Origin of the sequence: Janthinobacterium sp. SUN120, assembly GCF_030397735.1 — a bacterium.
Lineage (GTDB): Bacteria > Pseudomonadota > Gammaproteobacteria > Burkholderiales > Burkholderiaceae_D > Janthinobacterium > Janthinobacterium kumbetense.
Genome location: NZ_JAPUBW010000008.1, coordinates 45,354 through 62,790, shown reverse-complemented (window position 1 = coordinate 62,790; position 17,437 = coordinate 45,354). Strand labels below are relative to the sequence as shown.

The following is a 17,437-nucleotide window of genomic DNA, read 5'->3' as shown; positions in this document are numbered from 1 at the left end:
GCTGATTGGCAATTACTTGCTAAACATCAACGCCGTCATCATGAAATCGAGCCACCACACCATCAACGATGAAATGACCACCGTGCGCGTGGTGGCGCCGGACACGTCTTCCGGCGTCGGCTGTGCCTGGTACCCCTGGAACAGCGCGATGAAGGTCACCGCAATACCAAACACCAGGCTCTTGATGGTGCCATTGCCCACTTCTTTCCAGACATCCACGCCGCCCTGCATCTGCGACCAGAACGAGCCTTCATCGACGCCGATCAGCACCACGCCGACCAGGTAGCTGCCGATGATGCCGACGGCCGTGAAGATGGCGCCGAGGATAGGCATGGCGATCACGCCGGCCCAGAAACGGGGCGCCAGCACGCGCTGGATCGGGTTCACGGCCATCATTTCCATGGCCGACAATTGCTCGCCCGCCTTCATCAGGCCGATTTCCGCCGTCAGCGAGGTGCCGGCACGGCCGGCAAACAGCAGCGCCGTGACGACCGGGCCCAGTTCGCGCGTCAGCGACAGCGCCACCAGCAAGCCCAGCGACTGCTCGGCACCATACGTGGTCAGGGTGTAATAGCCTTGCAAACCCAGCACCATGCCGACAAACAGGCCGGAGACGGCGGTAATCACCAGCGAGCGGTTACCGATAAAGAACAGTTGCTCAATCACCAGGCGCGGACGGCGCCACAGGCCGCCCGACGAGGCGATGATGATGAAAAACGAGCGCACGGCAAAGCCGAGGTCTTGTACCGAATTGCGCAACCATGCTCCGATCGCCGCCAGGAAACGCGCGATCATCGGCCGCCCCCCGCCTGCAAGCCCAGGTCGTCGGCCAGCGACTTGCCCGGGTAATGGAACGGTACGGGGCCATCGGCCTCGGCATTGACGAACTGCTTGACGTACGGATGCGTCGACACTGCCATCTCGGCCGGCGTGCCGTGCGCCACAATCTTGCCCGATGACAGAAAATAGACATAATCAGCGATGGCGAAACACTCCTTCACATCGTGCGATACCAGGATAGACGTGGAACCCAGCGCATCGTTCAGATTGCGGATCAAATTCGCCGTCACGCCCATGGAAATCGGGTCCAGGCCGGCGAACGGCTCGTCATACATGATCAGTTCGGGGTCGAGCGCGATGGCGCGCGCCAGCGCGACGCGGCGGCCCATGCCGCCCGAGATCTCGGCCGGCTTCAATTGCGCCGCATTGCGCAAGCCGACGGCGTGCAGCTTCATCAGCACCAGGGTGCGGATCAGCTCTTCATTCAAATCCGTGTGTTCGCGCAGGGGGAACGCCACGTTCTCGAACGCCGTCAAGTCTGTAAACAAAGCGCCGTGCTGGAACAGCATGCCCATCTTGCGGCGCAGCTGATATAGCTCGTCGGTTCCCAGCGTATGCACGATCTGGCCGTCGACATTCACGGAGCCGGAACTGGGACGCAACTGCCCGCCGATCAGGCGCAATACGGTCGTCTTGCCACTGCCGGAGCCACCCATGACGGCCACAACTTTTCCACGTGGGAAATCCATTTGAAGGCCCGATAAAATCGAACGTTCTCCATAGGCAAAGTGTAAATCACGGATCTCAACAAGATTTGGCACGACGAAGCTCACTATTTTAATGGCGTATTGTAGTGCAGAAACGCCAACCTCTGCTGAGACACCCCTCGGGACAGCCCCGTAAAGGGGAAGAATACAACACTAATGAATCGAAAGTCAGATATTGTAGTGGAAATTTGGCCCGCACATCGCGTCCCTGTCCGGCGATGTTCACAGCTGTTGACTTGACAAGTAAAAATAACAAGGGCCACGCCGCATTCCGCGCCGTGGCCCTGGCAAAAAACGAACAATTGCTCGTTAATTAGCGCGGCAGCAGGGAAGCCCCCATCAGGAACTCATCGACGGCGCGCGCACACTGGCGCCCTTCGCGGATGGCCCACACCACCAGCGACTGGCCGCGGCGCATGTCGCCGGCGGCAAACACCTTGGCCACCGAGGTCTGGTAGCAGCCGGCACCGTCTGTTGTCGCTTTGACATTGCCGCGCGCATCCGTGTCGACGCCGAACGCTTCCAGCACCTGTTGCACAGGGGAAACAAAACCCATGGCCAGGAAGACCAGGTCCGCCTTCATCTCGAATTCCGAGTTCGGCACTTCGCTCATCTTGCCGTCTTTCCATTCGACACGGCAGGCGATCAGCTTTTCCACCTTGCCGCCCTTGCCTTCGAAACGCTTGGTGGCCACGGCCCAGTCGCGCTCGCAGCCTTCCTCGTGCGAGGACGAGGTGCGCAGCTTGGTCGGCCAGTACGGCCAGACCAGCGGCTTGTTTTCCTGTTCCGGCGGCTGCGGCATCAATTCGAACTGGGCCACCGAGGCGGCGCCATGGCGGTTCGACGTGCCGACGCAGTCGGAACCCGTGTCGCCGCCGCCGATCACCACAACGTGCTTGCCCGTGGCCTTGATCTGGTCCTTGAGCTTGTCGCCCGCGTTGACCTTGTTTTGCAGCGGCAGGAAATCCATGGCGAAATGCACGCCCTTCAGCTCGCGGCCCGGCACGGGCAAGTCGCGCGGCTGCTCGGCGCCACCGGCCATGATGACGGCGTCGAATTCTTTTTCCAGGTCTTCCGGGAAAATGGTTTCCTTGGCCCAGTTGTTGACGTGGGCCGGGAAATCCTTGCCCACCAGTACGCTGGTGCGGAACACCACGCCTTCGGCTTCCATCTGTTTCACGCGCAAGTCGATGTGCGACTTTTCCATCTTGAAGTCGGGGATGCCATAACGCAACAAACCACCGACCCGGTCGCTCTTCTCGAACACGGTGACGGCGTGGCCGGCGCGCGCCAGCTGCTGCGCCGCCGCCAGGCCGGCGGGACCGGAACCGACGATGGCCACTTTCTTGCCGGTACTGAAGCCTGCCGGCTGCGGCGTGACCCAGCCGTGCTCCCAGCCCATGTCGATGATTTTATGTTCGATCGACTTGATGCCGACCGGATCTTCGTGGATGCCCAGGGTGCAGGCCGATTCGCACGGCGCCGGGCAGATGCGGCCCGTGAATTCCGGGAAGTTGTTGGTCGAATGCAAGATGTCGAGCGCTTCGCGGTAGGCGCCGCGGTACACCAGGTCATTCCAGTCGGGAATGATGTTGTTCACGGGACAACCCGTGGTGCAGAAGGGAATGCCGCAATCCATGCAGCGCGCGCCTTGCACGGTCGCTTGCGCGTCCGACAGGTGCAGCACGAATTCCTTGTAGTTCTTCAGACGCGCGGCAGGCTCCAGATAGTGTTCGTCCTGGCGCTTGAATTCCATGAAGCCGGTAATTTTACCCACGATGTTTCCTTTGTATTTGCTGGCTGGGAGCGGCCGGGCCGCTCCCTGTCATTGCTCTATGCGATTGATCTTGGCTGGCTCAGGCGGCGACGGCTTGGACTTCCATGGCGGCATCGGCAGCCATTTCAATCAGCGCACGCTTGTATTCGTTCGGGAAGACTTTCACGAACTTGCCGCGCGCCGCGGCCCAGTCGTCCAGCAAGACGCGGGCGCGGGTGCTGCCCGTGTGCTTGAAGTGACGCTCGATCAGGCGCTTGAGGATGACTTCATCCGCTTCCGGCACGCCGTCGCGGTGCTGCGTATGCCAGGCGTCGCGGTCCAGATGCTGTTCCGCCGCGGAGACGACCTTGTCCAGGCTGACCATGGCCGTGTTGCACTTGCTGGCAAAGTCGCCCGCCGGGTCATACACATAGGCGATGCCGCCCGACATGCCGGCCGCGAAATTGCGTCCCGTGTTGCCCAGGACCACCACCGTGCCGCCCGTCATGTATTCGCAGCCATGGTCGCCCAGGCCCTCGACCACCGTGGTGGCGCCCGAGTTGCGCACGGCAAAGCGTTCGCCCGCCACGCCATTGAAGAAGGCTTCGCCGGCGATGGCGCCGTACAGCACCGTATTGCCGATGATGATGTTGTCCACCGCCCAGCCGCGGAATTCCGTATTCGGGCGCACGATGATGCGCCCGCCGGATAAACCTTTACCCACGTAATCGTTGCCCTCGCCCACCAGGTCGATGGTGATGCCGTGCGCCAGGAAGGCGCAGGCCGACTGGCCCGCCGTGCCTTGCAGCTGGATGTGGATGGTGTCGTCCGGCAAGCCGGCATGGCCGTATTTCTTCGCCACTTCGCCGGACAGCATGGTGCCCACCGTGCGGTTCAGGTTGCGCACGGGCGAGATGAAGGAGACGCGCTCGCCCTTTTCCAGCGCCGCGCGCGCTTGCGCGATCAGCTTGTGGTCGAGTGCCTTTTCCAGCGCATGGTCCTGGAACTCCACGTGGCGACAGGCCTGGCCGCTAGGTGTTTCCGGCTTGTAGAAGATGGCCGAGAAGTCCAGCCCCTGCGCCTTCCAGTGCGAAATCGCCTTGGATTTGTCCAGCAAGTCCACGCGGCCGATCAACTCGTCATACGTGCGGATGCCCAGCTGCGCCATCAATTGACGGGCTTCTTCGGCCACGAAGAAGAAGTAATTGACGACGTACTCGGGCTTGCCCGAGAACTTGGCGCGCAGCACCGGATCTTGCGTGGCCACACCCACCGGGCACGTGTTCAAATGGCATTTGCGCATCATGATGCAGCCTTCGACCACCAGCGGCGCCGTGGCGAAACCGATCTCGTCGGCGCCCAGCAGGGCGGCGATGACCACGTCGCGGCCCGTCTTCATCTGGCCGTCGGCTTGCACGCGGATGCGGCTGCGCAAGCCGTTCAGTACCAGCGTTTGTTGCGTTTCTGCCAGACCCAGCTCCCACGGCGTGCCCGCATGTTTCACGGACGACAATGGCGAAGCGCCCGTGCCGCCGTCGTGGCCGGCGACGACCACGTGGTCGGCCTTGGCCTTGGTCACGCCGGCAGCCACCGTGCCGATACCCACTTCCGACACCAGTTTCACGGAGATCGATGCACGCGGATTGGCGTTCTTCAAGTCATGGATCAGCTGCGCCAGATCTTCGATCGAATAGATATCGTGGTGCGGCGGCGGCGAAATCAAGCCCACGCCCGGCACGGAAAAACGCAGGCTGGCAATGTATTCCGACACCTTATGGCCTGGCAACTGGCCGCCTTCGCCCGGTTTCGCGCCCTGGGCCATCTTGATCTGGATCTGGTCGGCCGAGTTCAGGTAGGCAGCCGTGACGCCGAAGCGTCCCGACGCCACCTGCTTGATGCGCGAACGCATGGAATCGCCTTCCTGCAGCGGAATATCGACGACGATCTGCTCGGCGCCCACGACGGACGCCATGGTGTCGCCCTGGCGGATCGGGATGCCCTTCAATTCCTGTGTGTAGCGGTTCGGATCTTCGCCGCCTTCGCCCGTGTTCGACTTGCCGCCGATGCGGTTCATGGCCACGGCCAGGGTCGCGTGCGCTTCCGTGCTGATGGAACCGAGCGACATGGCGCCCGTGGCGAAGCGCTTGACGATTTCCTTGGCCGGTTCCACTTCGTCGAGCGGGATCGCCTTGGTCGGGTCGAGCTTGAATTCGAACAGGCCGCGCAGGGTCAGGTGGCGACGGCTCTGGTCGTTGATGATTTGCGCATACTCTTTATAGCTGGAGAAATTGTTGCTGCGCGTGGAATGCTGCAATTTCGCAATCGCATCCGGCGTCCACATGTGGTCTTCGCCGCGCACGCGGAATGCGTATTCGCCGCCCGCGTCGAGCTTGTCCACCAGCACGGGATCGTTGCCGAAGGCCAGCGCATGCAGGCGCAGCGCTTCTTCCGCCACTTCAAACACGCCGATGCCTTCCACGTTCGAGGCCGTGCCCTTGAAGTATTTGTCCACCAGCGACTTGTTCAAGCCGATGGCTTCGAAAATTTGCGCGCCGCAGTACGACATATACGTGGAAATGCCCATCTTCGACATGACTTTCATCAAGCCTTTGCCCACTGCCTTGGTGTAGTTGTAGATGGCTTTGTCGCCCGACAAATCGCCCGGCAAGCCGTGCGCCATCTCGACCAGGGTTTCCATGGCCAGATACGGGTGAACGGCTTCCGCGCCATAGCCAGCGAGCAAGGCGAAGTGGTGGGTTTCGCGGGCCGAGCCCGTTTCCACGACGAGACCGGTGGACGCGCGCAAGCCCTTGCTCACCAGGTGCTGGTGCACGGTGGAGGTGGCCAGCAGCGCGGGGATCGCCACCTGGTCGGCGCAAATGGCGCGGTCCGAGACGATCAGGATGTTGTGGCCGGATTTCACGGCGTCGACGGCTTCCGCGCACAGCGAGGCCAGGCACGCTTCCACGCCTTCCTTGCCCCAGGCCAGCGGGTAGCAGATGTCCAGTTCGTACGACTTGAACTTGCCGCCCGTGTGGGCGCTGATGTTGCGCAAGCGGGCCATGTCGTCAAAGCCCAGCACGGGCTGCGCCACTTCCAGGCGCATCGGCGGATTGACGTTGTTGGTATCGAGCAAGTTCGGTTTCGGGCCGATGAAGGACACGAGCGACATCACCATCGCTTCGCGGATCGGGTCGATCGGCGGATTCGTCACTTGCGCGAACAGCTGCTTGAAGTAGTTATACAGCGGTTTGAGCTTGTTCGACATGACGGCCAGCGGCGAGTCATTGCCCATCGAGCCCGTCGCCTCTTCGCCGGCCACGGCCATGGGCGCCATGAGGAATTTCAAGTCTTCCTGCGTGTAGCCGAACGCCTGCTGGCGGTCCAGCAACGATGGCTGCTCTTTTTCGCCCTGGGCGCGGTCCTGTTTCGCCTGCCCCTCGGCCAGCTTGATCTCGTCGAGCTTGATGCGCACCGAGTTGATCCACGCTTTATATGGCTTGGCGTTGGCGTAGGTGTTTTTCAGTTCCTGGTCGTCGATGATGCGGCCCGCTTCCAGGTCGATCAAGAACATCTTGCCAGGCTGCAAGCGCCATTTCTGGATGATCTTCGACTCGGGAATCGGCAGCACGCCCGATTCGGACGCCATCACCACCAGGTCGTCGTCCGTGACGATGTAGCGTGCCGGACGCAAGCCGTTGCGGTCCAGGGTGCCGCCGATGTGGCGGCCGTCCGTGAACGCCATGGCGGCGGGGCCGTCCCACGGTTCCATCATGGCCGCGTGGTATTCATAGAAGGCGCGGCGGTTGTCATCCATGGTCGTGTGGTTTTCCCACGCTTCCGGAATCATCATCATCATCGCCTGGGCGATCGGATAGCCGGCCATCAGCAGCAGTTCCAGTGCATTGTCGAAGCACGCCGTGTCGGACTGGCCTTCATAGATCAGCGGGAAGAGCTTTTGCAGGTCGTCGCCCAGCACGGCCGACTTCATCACGCCTTCGCGCGCGCGCATCCAGTTGAAGTTGCCTTTCACCGTGTTGATCTCGCCGTTGTGGGCGATCAGGCGGTACGGGTGGGCCAGCGGCCATTCGGGGAAGGTATTCGTCGAGAAACGCTGGTGCACGAGGGCCAGGGCCGAGATGCAGCGCGCATCCTGCAAGTCCTTGTAGTACACGCCCACCTGGTCGGCCAGCAGCAGGCCTTTATACACGATGGTACGGGCCGACATCGACGGCACGAAGAATTCCTTGCCGTGCAGCAGCTTCAAGGCCTGGATGGCGTGGCCCGACGATTTGCGGATCACATACAGTTTGCGCTCGAGCGCGTCGGTGACCATGATGTCCGGGCCACGGCCGATGAAGATCTGGCGAATCACCGGTTCCTTGGCGCGCACGGTGGGCGACATCGGCATGTCCGTATCGATGGGCACGTTGCGCCAGCCCAGCACGACCTGGCCCTCGATGCGCACGGCGCGTTCGATTTCCTGCTCGCAAGCGATGCGCGATGCGTGTTCCTTCGGCAAGAAGACCATGCCCACGCCGTATTCGCCAGGCGGCGGCAATTCCACGCCCTGCTTGGCCATTTCTTCGCGGTAATACTGGTCGGGAATCTGGATCAGGATGCCGGCGCCATCGCCCATCAGCGCATCGGCGCCCACGGCGCCCCGGTGATCGAGGTTTTTCAGAATCAGCAAACCCTGTTCGACGATCGAATGGGTCTTGTTGCCCTTGATATGGGCGACGAAACCGACGCCGCAGGCATCGTGTTCATTGGCTGGGTCGTACAGGCCTTGCGCTTTCATGGGCTTCTCCGCTGCATATGACTATCGAAAAACTAGAGTAGTGCAACGCAACAAAAAACTCAACTACAACAATTAGGGTCGGAGTCGAATTAAATTCGATTCCGTCGCTCTAAAAATTTAATAGGGACATAGTCGAAGCAATTTCAATAAAAGCGCGGAAAGGAAGCATTTTTTGTTTTAAATGCGAATGCTTTTTAATTGGCGGCCGCGTCGGCCACGATTTTGCGGGGACGGCCCCGCTTGGCAGGCAGCACTTGCCGCTGCATTTTCTGCTCCAGCGCCTGCTTGAAAGCGTCGGAACCCAGCGGCCAGCCCTTCAATACAGCCTCTTCCACCACTTTCACCTGGCTGCTGCCCAGGCCTTGCTCGAACAGGCGCAGATACGCCGCCTCGCGGTCGAACGGCGTGTTGCCGAGCGCCCAGTACAGCGCATGGTCGGTGATGACGGGATCGGGACGCACGCCCGCATGGTGGGCATAGCTGGACCAGCTGTAATCAAGCGCCTGGCCCGCCAGGCCCGTTTGCACGGGCACGCATTCCAGGTAGCGGCAGCACGTGAGGAAGAAATTGTCGGGATCGATGACGGAAGTTTTGTAGCGTCCCTGCCACAAGGCGCCTTCGCGGCCGTATTTCTGGTTGAAATACGGCACGTAATAGCGTCCCAGCCACTGCATCAGCTGCCCCAGGCCCGCCGCATCGGCCGGCGTGGCCAGCAAATGTAGCTGATCAGGCAATAAAACATAGGCGTGGATGGCCACCTTGAACATTTTCGCCCCCGTTTTCAGCCAGGACAGGAATTGCGCATAGTCCGCCGCGTCCTGGAACACGGGTTGGCGGTTGCTGCCGCGCTGAATCACGTAATGGGGCAGTGCTGGAATGATGAGGCGGGGCAAACGGGCCATGGCAGAATCGGTAAAAAGAAGGCTAAGACCTTGATTTTACACACTTGCGAGCGCAAGGCACGACTCTGACCCTGTTTTATTTGAAATGCGGGAAAAAGCGGTTGACTCTGTCCCTTTTATTGCACCAACCACTTGCGGACGGCGCAACAAGGTCATCAGGACAGGTTGAAACTGGCCGACAGACTGTAGCCTTCGCCATACGCGCTGCGCAGCGGCAAGTCCTGGCCCAGGCCCGTCTTGGCTTTCTTGCGCAAACGATACACGAGCATGTCGACCCGGCGGCCCGCATCGGGATCTTCGCCCCCCATGCCGGCCACGATGACGTCGCGCGGCACGGGGCGGGTATTAATGGTGAGCAAGTGCAGGAAGTTGAATTCCTTTTCCGTCAAGGCGATGACGGCACCCATCAACTCAAGTTGGCGAGCGCTTACTTTCAACGTCCACTTGCCCGGCTCGGGTACGGGATCTTGCGGCCCGACGCGGCGGTCGAGCGCTTCGATGTGGGCCGCCAGTTCGGGGAATTTGATCGGCTTGGTCAGATAGTGGTCGGCACCCAGGCGCAAGCCCAGGATGCGGCTGTCGAAGGCGACACGCCCCGTCAGCACCAGCACGCCGATTTGCGGATACAGCTGGCGCATGCGGGGGATGACGTTGAAGCCGTCTTCATCGGGCAAACCCAGGTCCAGTACGACCACGCCGACATTGCCATGGCTCAACGCCGTCCACATACCGCCAGCGGAGCTGGTGATATGGACTTCGTGTTCGAGCTCAACGAGGAACTCCGCCATGTCTTCGGCGTAGTCGAGATTGTCTTCGACGATCAGTATTTTCGTCATTGCTACGCCATTCTTCCGTTAGTGAGCACACCGAGGGCAAACCATGCCATGCACTTCTACACCATGATGGACGGCACAATAGGTTTACGTCAAGGAATTATCACGGTTGCCTTCAGCGGAAGCAAGGCTTTTCCTTGTCTAGACAGGAAGCGGCAGCCAAATGCGGAAAAGTGCCCCGCCTTCGGGCAGATTATGCCCCTGCAAACTCCCGCCATGCACGTCCACCACGGCGCGCGCCATGTACAGGCCCAGGCCCGCGCCCGGATGCGTGGCATTAGTTCCACGGAAACCTTTTTCGAACAATTGCGCCAATTCTTCTTCCCGCAAGCCGGGCCCCCCATCGCGCACGCACAGGGCCACGCCGCCCTCGGGCACCAGCCTGGCCGACAAGGTGATGGCGCTGCCAGGCGGGCTGAACTTGACGGCGTTGTCCAGCAGGATTTTCAGGCACAGGGCCATGCCGGGCACGTCGCAGCGCAGCCTGGCCGGCAAGTCTTCGTCGAGTTCCAGCTGCACGCGGTGGCTGACAGGCACGGTGGCGGCCGCCTGCTGCAGCAAGGCCAGCGGCGCGATGCCGTCGGCGGCCCGCTCGCGGCCGATGGCCGCCATGCGTTCGGGCGACAAATAGTCGTCGATCATGCCCAACAAACGGTCGACGGCCGTCTGGATTTTCACGTAGCGCTTGCGCGTGGCCTCGTCCGCCTCGGTGGACGTCGAAACGAGACGCTGGATGGCGCCGTCGATGGTGGCCAGCGGCGTGCGGAATTCGTGCGACAGCATCGAGGCGAAGCGCTTCTGCTCCTTTTCCCGCTCGGCTTCCTGCGCCTGCGCAGCGCTGACGTCGCGCAAGGTACCCGCCAGGGTCACGCCCCGCCCTGCCGCCGCGGGCACGATGGTGGAATGGATTTCCAGGGCCAGCAGGTGGCCGTCGGCGTGCGGCAATTCCACTTCGCGCAACAGGGTCAAACGGCTGGCGTCACCGTCGCGCCAGCGCTGCAGCCGGGCCGGCACGTCCGCCGCCAGCTGCGCCGCATGCGCGCGCAAGGCGGGCAAGTCGTGGCCCGTCAGGCGCTGCGCGGCGGGACTGATATAGATCAATTCGAGGGTGGCGGCATCGAGCAGGAAGGCCGCGTCGCGGCCGTGTTCGGCCAGCAGGCGGAACTGCGCTTCGCCCGCCCGCGCGCGCAGCAGGGCGCGGCGCAACTGGACAAAGCGCAGCGCCATGAGGATGGCGCCGGCCAGCAGCAATACAAGAAAGGGCAGGAAGGGCAGCATGCGTTATACCTGGCAAGAAAGAATCGCCAAGTATAAGCGTGCGGCAACGTTAATCTTCCAGCGGGGCGAAAATCTGCTGCAAGTCTTCCTGTGTGAGGGCCATCTTTTGCGATTCGCCTTCGGCCAGGATCGATTGCGCCAGCTCCGATTTCTTTTGCTGCAGCAGCTGGATTTTTTCTTCCAGCGTGCCCTTGGCGATCAACTTGTAGACGAATACGGGCTTGTCCTGGCCGATGCGCCAGGCGCGGTCCGTGGCCTGGTTTTCCGCCGCCGGATTCCACCACGGGTCGTAGTGGATGACCGTGTCGGCCGCCGTCAGGTTCAGGCCCACGCCGCCCGCTTTCAGGCTGATCAGGAAGATCGGCACGGCGCCCTGCTGGAAGGCCGCCACTTGCGCGCCCCGGTCCTTCGTTTCGCCCGTCAGCAAGGCGTAGGGGATGTCGCGCGATTCGAGTTCTTCCTCGATCAATTCCAGCATGCTGGTAAATTGCGAGAAGACGAGAATCTTGCGCCCTTCGTCGAGCAAGTCTTCCACCATCTGCATCAGGTCGAGCAGCTTGGCCGAACCGGCCGATTGCTTCTTCGCCGGCAAGGATTTCACGAGGCGGGGGTCGCAGCACACTTGCCGCAGTTTCAGCAGCGCTTCGAGGATGACGATCTGGCTGCGCGCCACGCCCTTCTTGTCGATTTCTTCGCGTACTTTTTGATCCATCGCAAGACGCACGGTTTCATACAGGTCCCGCTGCGGCCCCGTCAATTCCACCTTGCGCACCATTTCCGTTTTCGGCGGCAATTCCTTGGCCACATTGTCCTTCGTGCGGCGCAGCAGGAAAGGCTTGATGCGGCGATTCAAGAGCATGCGGCGCAGCGGATCATCCTGGCGCTCGATCGGATGGCGGAACTGGGTGTTGAACGTCTTCTCGTCGCCCAGCAAGCCCGGCAGCAGGAAGTGGAATTGCGACCACAGCTCGCCCAGGTGATTTTCCAGCGGCGTGCCGGACAGGCACAGGCGGTGGCGCGCGCGCAGCAGGCCCGCGCTTTGCGCCGCCTTGCTGCGCGTATTCTTGATGTAATGCGATTCGTCGAGGATGACCAGGTGGAAATCGTGCTCGCGCAAGGTTTCCTCATCGCGCGGCAACAGGGCGTAGGTGGTCAGCACCAGATCGCATTGGTCGATCTGGTCGAACTGCTGGGCGCGGTCCTTGCCTTGCAGCAGCAATACCTTCAGGCCAGGCGCAAATTTGGCCGCCTCGTCCTGCCAGTTGCCCATCAAACTCGTCGGTGCAATCACCAGCGCCGGATGCGTCAAACGGCCCGCCTCCTTTTCCACCAGGATATGCGCCAGGGTTTGCACGGTTTTTCCTAAACCCATGTCATCGGCCAGGATGCCCGCCAGGTCGTGGTCGCGCAGGAATTGCATCCACGCCAGACCATCGGCCTGGTAATCGCGCAGGGTCGCCTGCAGGCCGGCTGGTGCCGCCACTTTTTGCACGGCGCCGAACTGGCTCAGCTTGCGGCCCATGGCGCGCAGCTGCTCGCCGCCCGTCCACTGCATGTCCAGGCCGCGCGCCAGCTCTTCCAGGCGCGCCGCATCCAGGGTCGACATGCGCACCGCATGTTTGATCTTGTCGCTGAAATACAGTTCCCCCAGCGTGTTCAGGATGGGACGCACGCGGCCCCACGGCAGGGCCACGCGCGTGCCGTCCGACAAGGTCGCCAGCATCTGGTCATCGTCGGCATGCGCTTCGATGACTTTCGGGTTGAAATCGTTGGGTGCGTTGCGGATCAGCTGTACCAGCACGGGCAGCAGCGGCACGCGCTCGTGGTTGACGACGATGCCCAGTTCCAGCTCGAACCAGGCGTTGCCGCTATCCGGGTCCTGGTCGTCGATTTCCGCGTACCAGTCGCCCACGTCGCTCACGTCGTAGCGGTACTTGGCCGTCTTTTCCACGATCCAGCCCTGCGCCAGCAAGGCGTCAATGCCGGACTCGGCAAAACGCAGCCATTCCGCCTGGGAAGGCAGTTGCAAGGCGCCCTTCAAGCCGCTCAAGGGGGCCGAGCCCGGCTTCTTGAATTGCAGCTCGGCCAACGTCGCCAGCGCGCGCGCTTCATCGACCGTGTTTCTCTGGATAATTTCCGTCACATCGCCCACTTGCCGCACCACGCGCTGCGACGGGTCGAACGAGACTCTTTCGCCATCGTAGTCGTAGGACAGCACGGCGAAGTCGCTCCAGCGCTGCGCGCCGCCATCGGCCAGCATGGCGCTGTCTAACAGCAAGACCGGCTGCGCCGGCACGTCCTTGCGCAAGCGCTGCGGCAACGGTTGCGGCAGCGGCATCAAATGCTGCAAGCCCTGCGCCAGCAGCAGTTGCGACACGCGCACCTTGTCGTTCGCGTTCAGGGGCGGCGCCTGCGCCACCAGCGCCTGCAAATCGGCCAGGGAAATGTCGGAGCCGCCCTGGTTCAGTTCCAGCACGCCGCACGACAGGTTGTCGATGTACCACGGCGGATCGGTGGGCAGCATGTAGTCGATCTGGTCGGCGCCATGGTGCTTCGCGCCTTCCGGCGGGTCCACTTGCCAGCCCAGGCGCATGGTCTTGCCCTCGTCGCGCCAGAACAGGCGCGCGGGACGCACGGGACCTTCCTTCAACGGGTACACGAGGCCATTGCCGACGTCGGCCCAGGAATTGGCCCACAACAATTTATCCTGCTCGGCCAGCATTTTCAGCAGGGCCGCACCCACCTTGCCCTTCGGCTCCGTGGCGCTGCCCGTCTGCGAATTCTGCCCGCTGCGCATGGCCACGAAGAAACGCACGAGGTCTTCGTCGGCTGGCGTCAAAAACGTGGGGGGCGCCGACAGCAGGGAAAAGATTTCGCTGATGGGGGACGCCGCCGCCACGTCGCCATTCGGCCGCAGCCGCGCCTTGTACAGGCACAGGGCCACGTGGCGGCCACCGCTGGTGGGCGCCAGCACGTAGATCAATCGATGCTGGTTGAGTTTGGGGTCCGGTTCGGCAATGCTCAGCACGGCTTTCGGATGGGCGGCTGCCTCCACCCGCTGCAGCCAGGTGGCGACGGCATACGGCAAAGGCGCTCCCGGCGCGCTGGCCGGGGCAACTGGGGTTTCACTGGTTTCGTCGCGGGTAAAATCCATGGGGCGCATTTTTGTGTAAAGGTCGTATCCAAATCGGCAACAGGCAATATTATCCGCCATACAGCCGTTGCTGGCTTGATTCACACACGCTCTTTGAGCAGTTTTAATGCGCGATGCCTAAAAAATAAGTATTTAATACGACACTTGGGACCCGCAGACGACAAAAAAGGCCCGTCACGAGCCTTTTTTACCGCCGTTGACCCGCTTGTCAGGCCGGCACAGTTTCTTCTTCTGCCACGTTGACGGCTTCGACCAGCGGAGCGGTGCTCGTATCGGCTGGCGTAAAGTTGCGCAAAAACAAGAAGAACTGGCCCATCATCTGCGTCCACAGTTGCAGATTGATATTCAGGTACTCGCGGCTGACGCCGCCGGCGACCAGCACATCCATTTCCAGCACGACGAAATCGCCATGCTGGGCCACGCGGGCAAAACGCTTGCTGCGGTGCCATTCGGCCAGCAAGCCGGCCGGCAAGTCGCCGCCCTGCACGCGCAGCGGGCAGCTCAGGGTCAGGTCCGCATACTGGCCAGGCGATGCTTCATTGCCCCACAGCACCTGAAATCCGATGCCATGGCTGGCGCTGTGCAGGCGCACGACGCCGTCGTGTTCGATGCTGGTGACGGCGCAGCCGGCCGCCTTGATGGCCTCGGCCGTTTGTTCCGCATTCAGGGTGGTCAGCAAGCTATTCGTGTTTTCCATCGTCATTCCATTCATTTCAAAAAGTAAAATTATTGGGGGGCCGGCGCGGGGGCGGCCGGCGTTGCTGCCGCTTCGGTTTGACGCGCATCAAAGCGGCCCAGGTACAGCTGGTCGCCGTACTGCTGGGCGATTTGCTCCAGCTTGACCCGGCTTTGCGCGGCGAACGGCTGGCGTGCCTTCATGACGTCCAGCACATCGAGCCCTTCATACGCTTGCAGGATTTCCTGTCCGGCCGCATACAGCTGGGCATTCTTGCTTTCGCAGCGCGCCAGGGCGCCGCGCTGCGACGCCACTTCGCCGTCGAGGCGCACACGCTCCGCTTCCAGCTGCTTGCCCGTGGCGGCCAGCTGTTCGCTGGCCTGGCGGTACTGCGCCAGGCTGGCGCTTGCCTCTTGCGCGGCGGCGACGCTGCGCTGTTGCTGCTCGCCCAGTTTTTCCCGTTGCGCGCGCTCCTGCGCCAGTTGCGACTGGCTGCGCGCCAGTTCCTTTTTCAAGCCATCGCTGGCAGACGCGGCGACGGGCGCCGCCTTGGCGGCAGGTGCGCCCTTGGCTTTCAGCAATTCCAGCTCGCCGCGCGTCTGCTGCAGTTGCGCCGTGACATTGCGCAACTCGGCGCGCAGGCGCTCTTCCATGCTCTGGCCCTTCTGTCCCTGCGCCTGGGCCGTGCCGGCGGCCAGCAAGCTCAGCAACAGTAGCGGCACGCGCATTTTGTTGGATATCAACATCATGGCTCCTTAAAAACGCGCGTTCAATTCGATTTGCAGGGTGTCGATCGACAGCGCCGAACCGAACACTTCGCGGCTCGACGTCCAGCGGCCGTTCAGCCAGGTATTCTTGTCGAGCGCATACGCGCCGCCCAGGTAGTAGCCGCGCGCATTCGTGCCGCCCAGGTGGAAGGTGGAATCGTTGTAAGCGTCAGGCAAGGCATCCGGTTCGATGCGCTTGTAGCCCAGTAAAACGTTCCAGTCGCCGCGCGCTGCCGGGCTGGCCTTGCCCAGGGTCGCCTGCAGCATGTAGGCATTGCCACCGCTCCGGAAATCGGCTTGCGACACGCCGCCCGTGCCGCCGAAGTTGTTCATGATGCCGCCCTTGGCGCGCGCCCACATTTCGTTCTTGTCGTAGGCCATGTTGCGCACATAATCGCCTTCGATGCGCAAGTCCGTGCCGCCGGCCACCTTGCTATCCCAGCGCGCATTCAGGTTGGCCAGGCGGAATTTCGACGCCAGGCCCACGAATTGCGGCTGCGGCGTGTTCGCCGGGTCCAGCGGATTCAGGGCGATATTGCGCAACAGCATCAAACTGTTGCCCTTTTGCATGCTCGATGGACGCGACCAGTCCGTGTTGCAGCCATCGGCGCCCGCATACAGCGCGCACGGCTGCGAATACTCGCCGCTGATGTTGCGGAAGTTGTAGTAGGCCAGCGCGCCGCGCAATTGGTGGTCGCTATTGATCTTCCACGACGCGCCCACTTGCGCGCCCAGCAGCCATTTGTTTTCGCTGGACATTTTTGTCTGGCTGCGGCTAGGCGCATTGTCGGACGAATACTCGAGCGGAATCAGGCCCAGGGTACCGAACACGGTGACGTCCTTGCTATCGCCCACCGGTTGCTGCACCTTGGCGGCGATGCCGTCGAAATTGAGTTCGCTGGAAAACAATTCATCACTGGAAACAAACGGATTGTCGAAGCGGCCCGCCGTCAGTTTCAGCCAGGAAGCGGGCTGGTAAGACAGCCAGGCCTGGTCCAGCCAGATGTTTTTCTTGCCCAGGCCGCCGCCCAGGGTTTGCGTGGTGGATACGGGGCTGTCGTCGTTGCCGCTGGCCAGGCGGATGCCTGCCTGCGTGCTGTCGGAAATGTCGGCCAGGATGCCCAGGCGGGCGCGCGCGCGCAGCAAGTGCTTGCGGTCTTCGCGCGTGTTCAGCAGGGCCGGCAGGGCCAGGTTGGTGTTCGAATTGACGTCGTAGCCGCTGCCGCTGTTGAGCGAGCGCCAGTCGATCTCGATATTGCTGTTGGCCATGTCGTAATAGCGCGATTCGTAGCGCGCGCGCACGTCGCCTTCCACGCGGATGCGCTTGGTCCAGGCCGGCGTTTCATTCGGCGCCGCCCAGCCGCCCGCCTTCGCCTCGGCCAACACTTGTCCCTTGATTTCGTCGCGGATCTGCTCGCGCACGGTTTGCGAAATATACGGCACGCGCACGTCGCCCGGCTGCACCTGCGCCAGGGCCGCCGGCGCGGCGGCAGGACGGGCTTGCGCGGCGGCCAGCGCTTCGCTTTGCGCCTGCGCCAGCAGCGCTTCGCCGGCATCCTTGTTGAGGGCGCCGCTCTGGATCAGGCCGCGGATCAGTTTGACCATGGTGCTGTCGGCCGGTGCTTGCGCTTGCACGGCGCCTGCCGCCACGCTCAGGGCCAGGGCAGCGAGCGCCAGCGGAAGGCGGCGCAGGCGCTGTGGGGAAGAAAATAAGGAATTCATT

Annotated in this window: 11 protein-coding genes; all 11 read right to left on the bottom strand. The window is 62.3% G+C overall.

Annotation, left to right across the window (positions count from 1 at the left end):
* Window positions 1-12: 12 nt before the first annotated feature.
* The gene (gene mlaE, locus O0879_RS27560; protein WP_034780952.1) at window positions 13-795 is read right to left on the bottom strand and encodes a lipid asymmetry maintenance ABC transporter permease subunit MlaE; all 783 of its coding nucleotides are present in this window, start codon (window positions 793-795) and stop codon (window positions 13-15) included.
* Window positions 792-1,601 carry an ABC transporter ATP-binding protein gene (locus O0879_RS27555; RefSeq protein ID WP_034753922.1) on the bottom strand — a complete coding sequence of 270 codons (810 nt, stop codon included), beginning with the start codon at window positions 1,599-1,601 and terminating at the stop codon, window positions 792-794. Before O0879_RS27555 ends, mlaE begins: the two co-directional genes overlap by 4 nt.
* A gap of 259 nt (window positions 1,602-1,860) precedes the next feature.
* Window positions 1,861-3,324, bottom strand: a complete 1,464-nt coding sequence (locus O0879_RS27550; protein WP_070257787.1) for a glutamate synthase subunit beta — start codon at window positions 3,322-3,324, stop codon at window positions 1,861-1,863.
* 79 nt (window positions 3,325-3,403) lie between these two features.
* The gene (locus tag O0879_RS27545; protein ID WP_289919829.1) at window positions 3,404-8,104 is read right to left on the bottom strand and encodes a glutamate synthase-related protein; all 4,701 of its coding nucleotides are present in this window, start codon (window positions 8,102-8,104) and stop codon (window positions 3,404-3,406) included.
* 194 nt (window positions 8,105-8,298) lie between these two features.
* Window positions 8,299-9,006 carry a transposase gene (locus O0879_RS27540; protein ID WP_289919827.1) on the bottom strand — a complete coding sequence of 236 codons (708 nt, stop codon included), beginning with the start codon at window positions 9,004-9,006 and terminating at the stop codon, window positions 8,299-8,301.
* A gap of 155 nt (window positions 9,007-9,161) precedes the next feature.
* Window positions 9,162-9,842, bottom strand: coding sequence for a response regulator transcription factor (locus tag O0879_RS27535; protein WP_034753797.1), 681 nt, complete (start codon window positions 9,840-9,842; stop codon window positions 9,162-9,164).
* A gap of 138 nt (window positions 9,843-9,980) precedes the next feature.
* The gene (locus tag O0879_RS27530; RefSeq protein WP_289919824.1) at window positions 9,981-11,117 is read right to left on the bottom strand and encodes a HAMP domain-containing sensor histidine kinase; all 1,137 of its coding nucleotides are present in this window, start codon (window positions 11,115-11,117) and stop codon (window positions 9,981-9,983) included.
* A 49-nt stretch (window positions 11,118-11,166) separates the two neighbouring features.
* On the bottom strand, window positions 11,167-14,271 hold the full coding sequence (locus tag O0879_RS27525) for a DEAD/DEAH box helicase (RefSeq protein ID WP_251351534.1): 3,105 nt from the start codon (window positions 14,269-14,271) through the stop codon (window positions 11,167-11,169).
* 208 nt (window positions 14,272-14,479) lie between these two features.
* Complete coding sequence (locus tag O0879_RS27520) at window positions 14,480-14,968, bottom strand: YbjN domain-containing protein (protein WP_070280193.1); 489 nt, start codon at window positions 14,966-14,968, stop codon at window positions 14,480-14,482.
* A gap of 29 nt (window positions 14,969-14,997) precedes the next feature.
* Window positions 14,998-15,696: a hypothetical protein gene (locus O0879_RS27515; RefSeq protein WP_289919822.1), complete on the bottom strand. Its 699-nt coding sequence runs from the start codon at window positions 15,694-15,696 to the stop codon at window positions 14,998-15,000.
* Between the two features lie 6 nt (window positions 15,697-15,702).
* On the bottom strand, window positions 15,703-17,436 hold the full coding sequence (locus tag O0879_RS27510; protein ID WP_289919819.1) for a putative porin: 1,734 nt from the start codon (window positions 17,434-17,436) through the stop codon (window positions 15,703-15,705).
* Between the last annotated feature and the right edge of the window lies 1 nt (window position 17,437).

Excerpts from the sequence above, each read along its gene's own strand:
- mlaE (WP_034780952.1), bottom strand. The coding sequence starts at position 795 with ATGATCGCGCGTTTCCTGGCGGCGATCGGAGCATGGTTGCGCAATTCG.
- O0879_RS27545 (WP_289919829.1), bottom strand. The coding sequence starts at position 8,104 with ATGAAAGCGCAAGGCCTGTACGACCCAGCCAATGAACACGATGCCTGC.
- O0879_RS27540 (WP_289919827.1), bottom strand. The coding sequence starts at position 9,006 with ATGGCCCGTTTGCCCCGCCTCATCATTCCAGCACTGCCCCATTACGTG.
- O0879_RS27535 (WP_034753797.1), bottom strand. The coding sequence starts at position 9,842 with ATGACGAAAATACTGATCGTCGAAGACAATCTCGACTACGCCGAAGAC.
- O0879_RS27530 (WP_289919824.1), bottom strand. The coding sequence starts at position 11,117 with ATGCTGCCCTTCCTGCCCTTTCTTGTATTGCTGCTGGCCGGCGCCATC.
- O0879_RS27525 (WP_251351534.1), bottom strand. The coding sequence starts at position 14,271 with ATGGATTTTACCCGCGACGAAACCAGTGAAACCCCAGTTGCCCCGGCC.
- O0879_RS27520 (WP_070280193.1), bottom strand. The coding sequence starts at position 14,968 with ATGGAAAACACGAATAGCTTGCTGACCACCCTGAATGCGGAACAAACG.
- O0879_RS27515 (WP_289919822.1), bottom strand. The coding sequence starts at position 15,696 with ATGATGTTGATATCCAACAAAATGCGCGTGCCGCTACTGTTGCTGAGC.
- O0879_RS27510 (WP_289919819.1), bottom strand. The coding sequence starts at position 17,436 with ATGAATTCCTTATTTTCTTCCCCACAGCGCCTGCGCCGCCTTCCGCTG.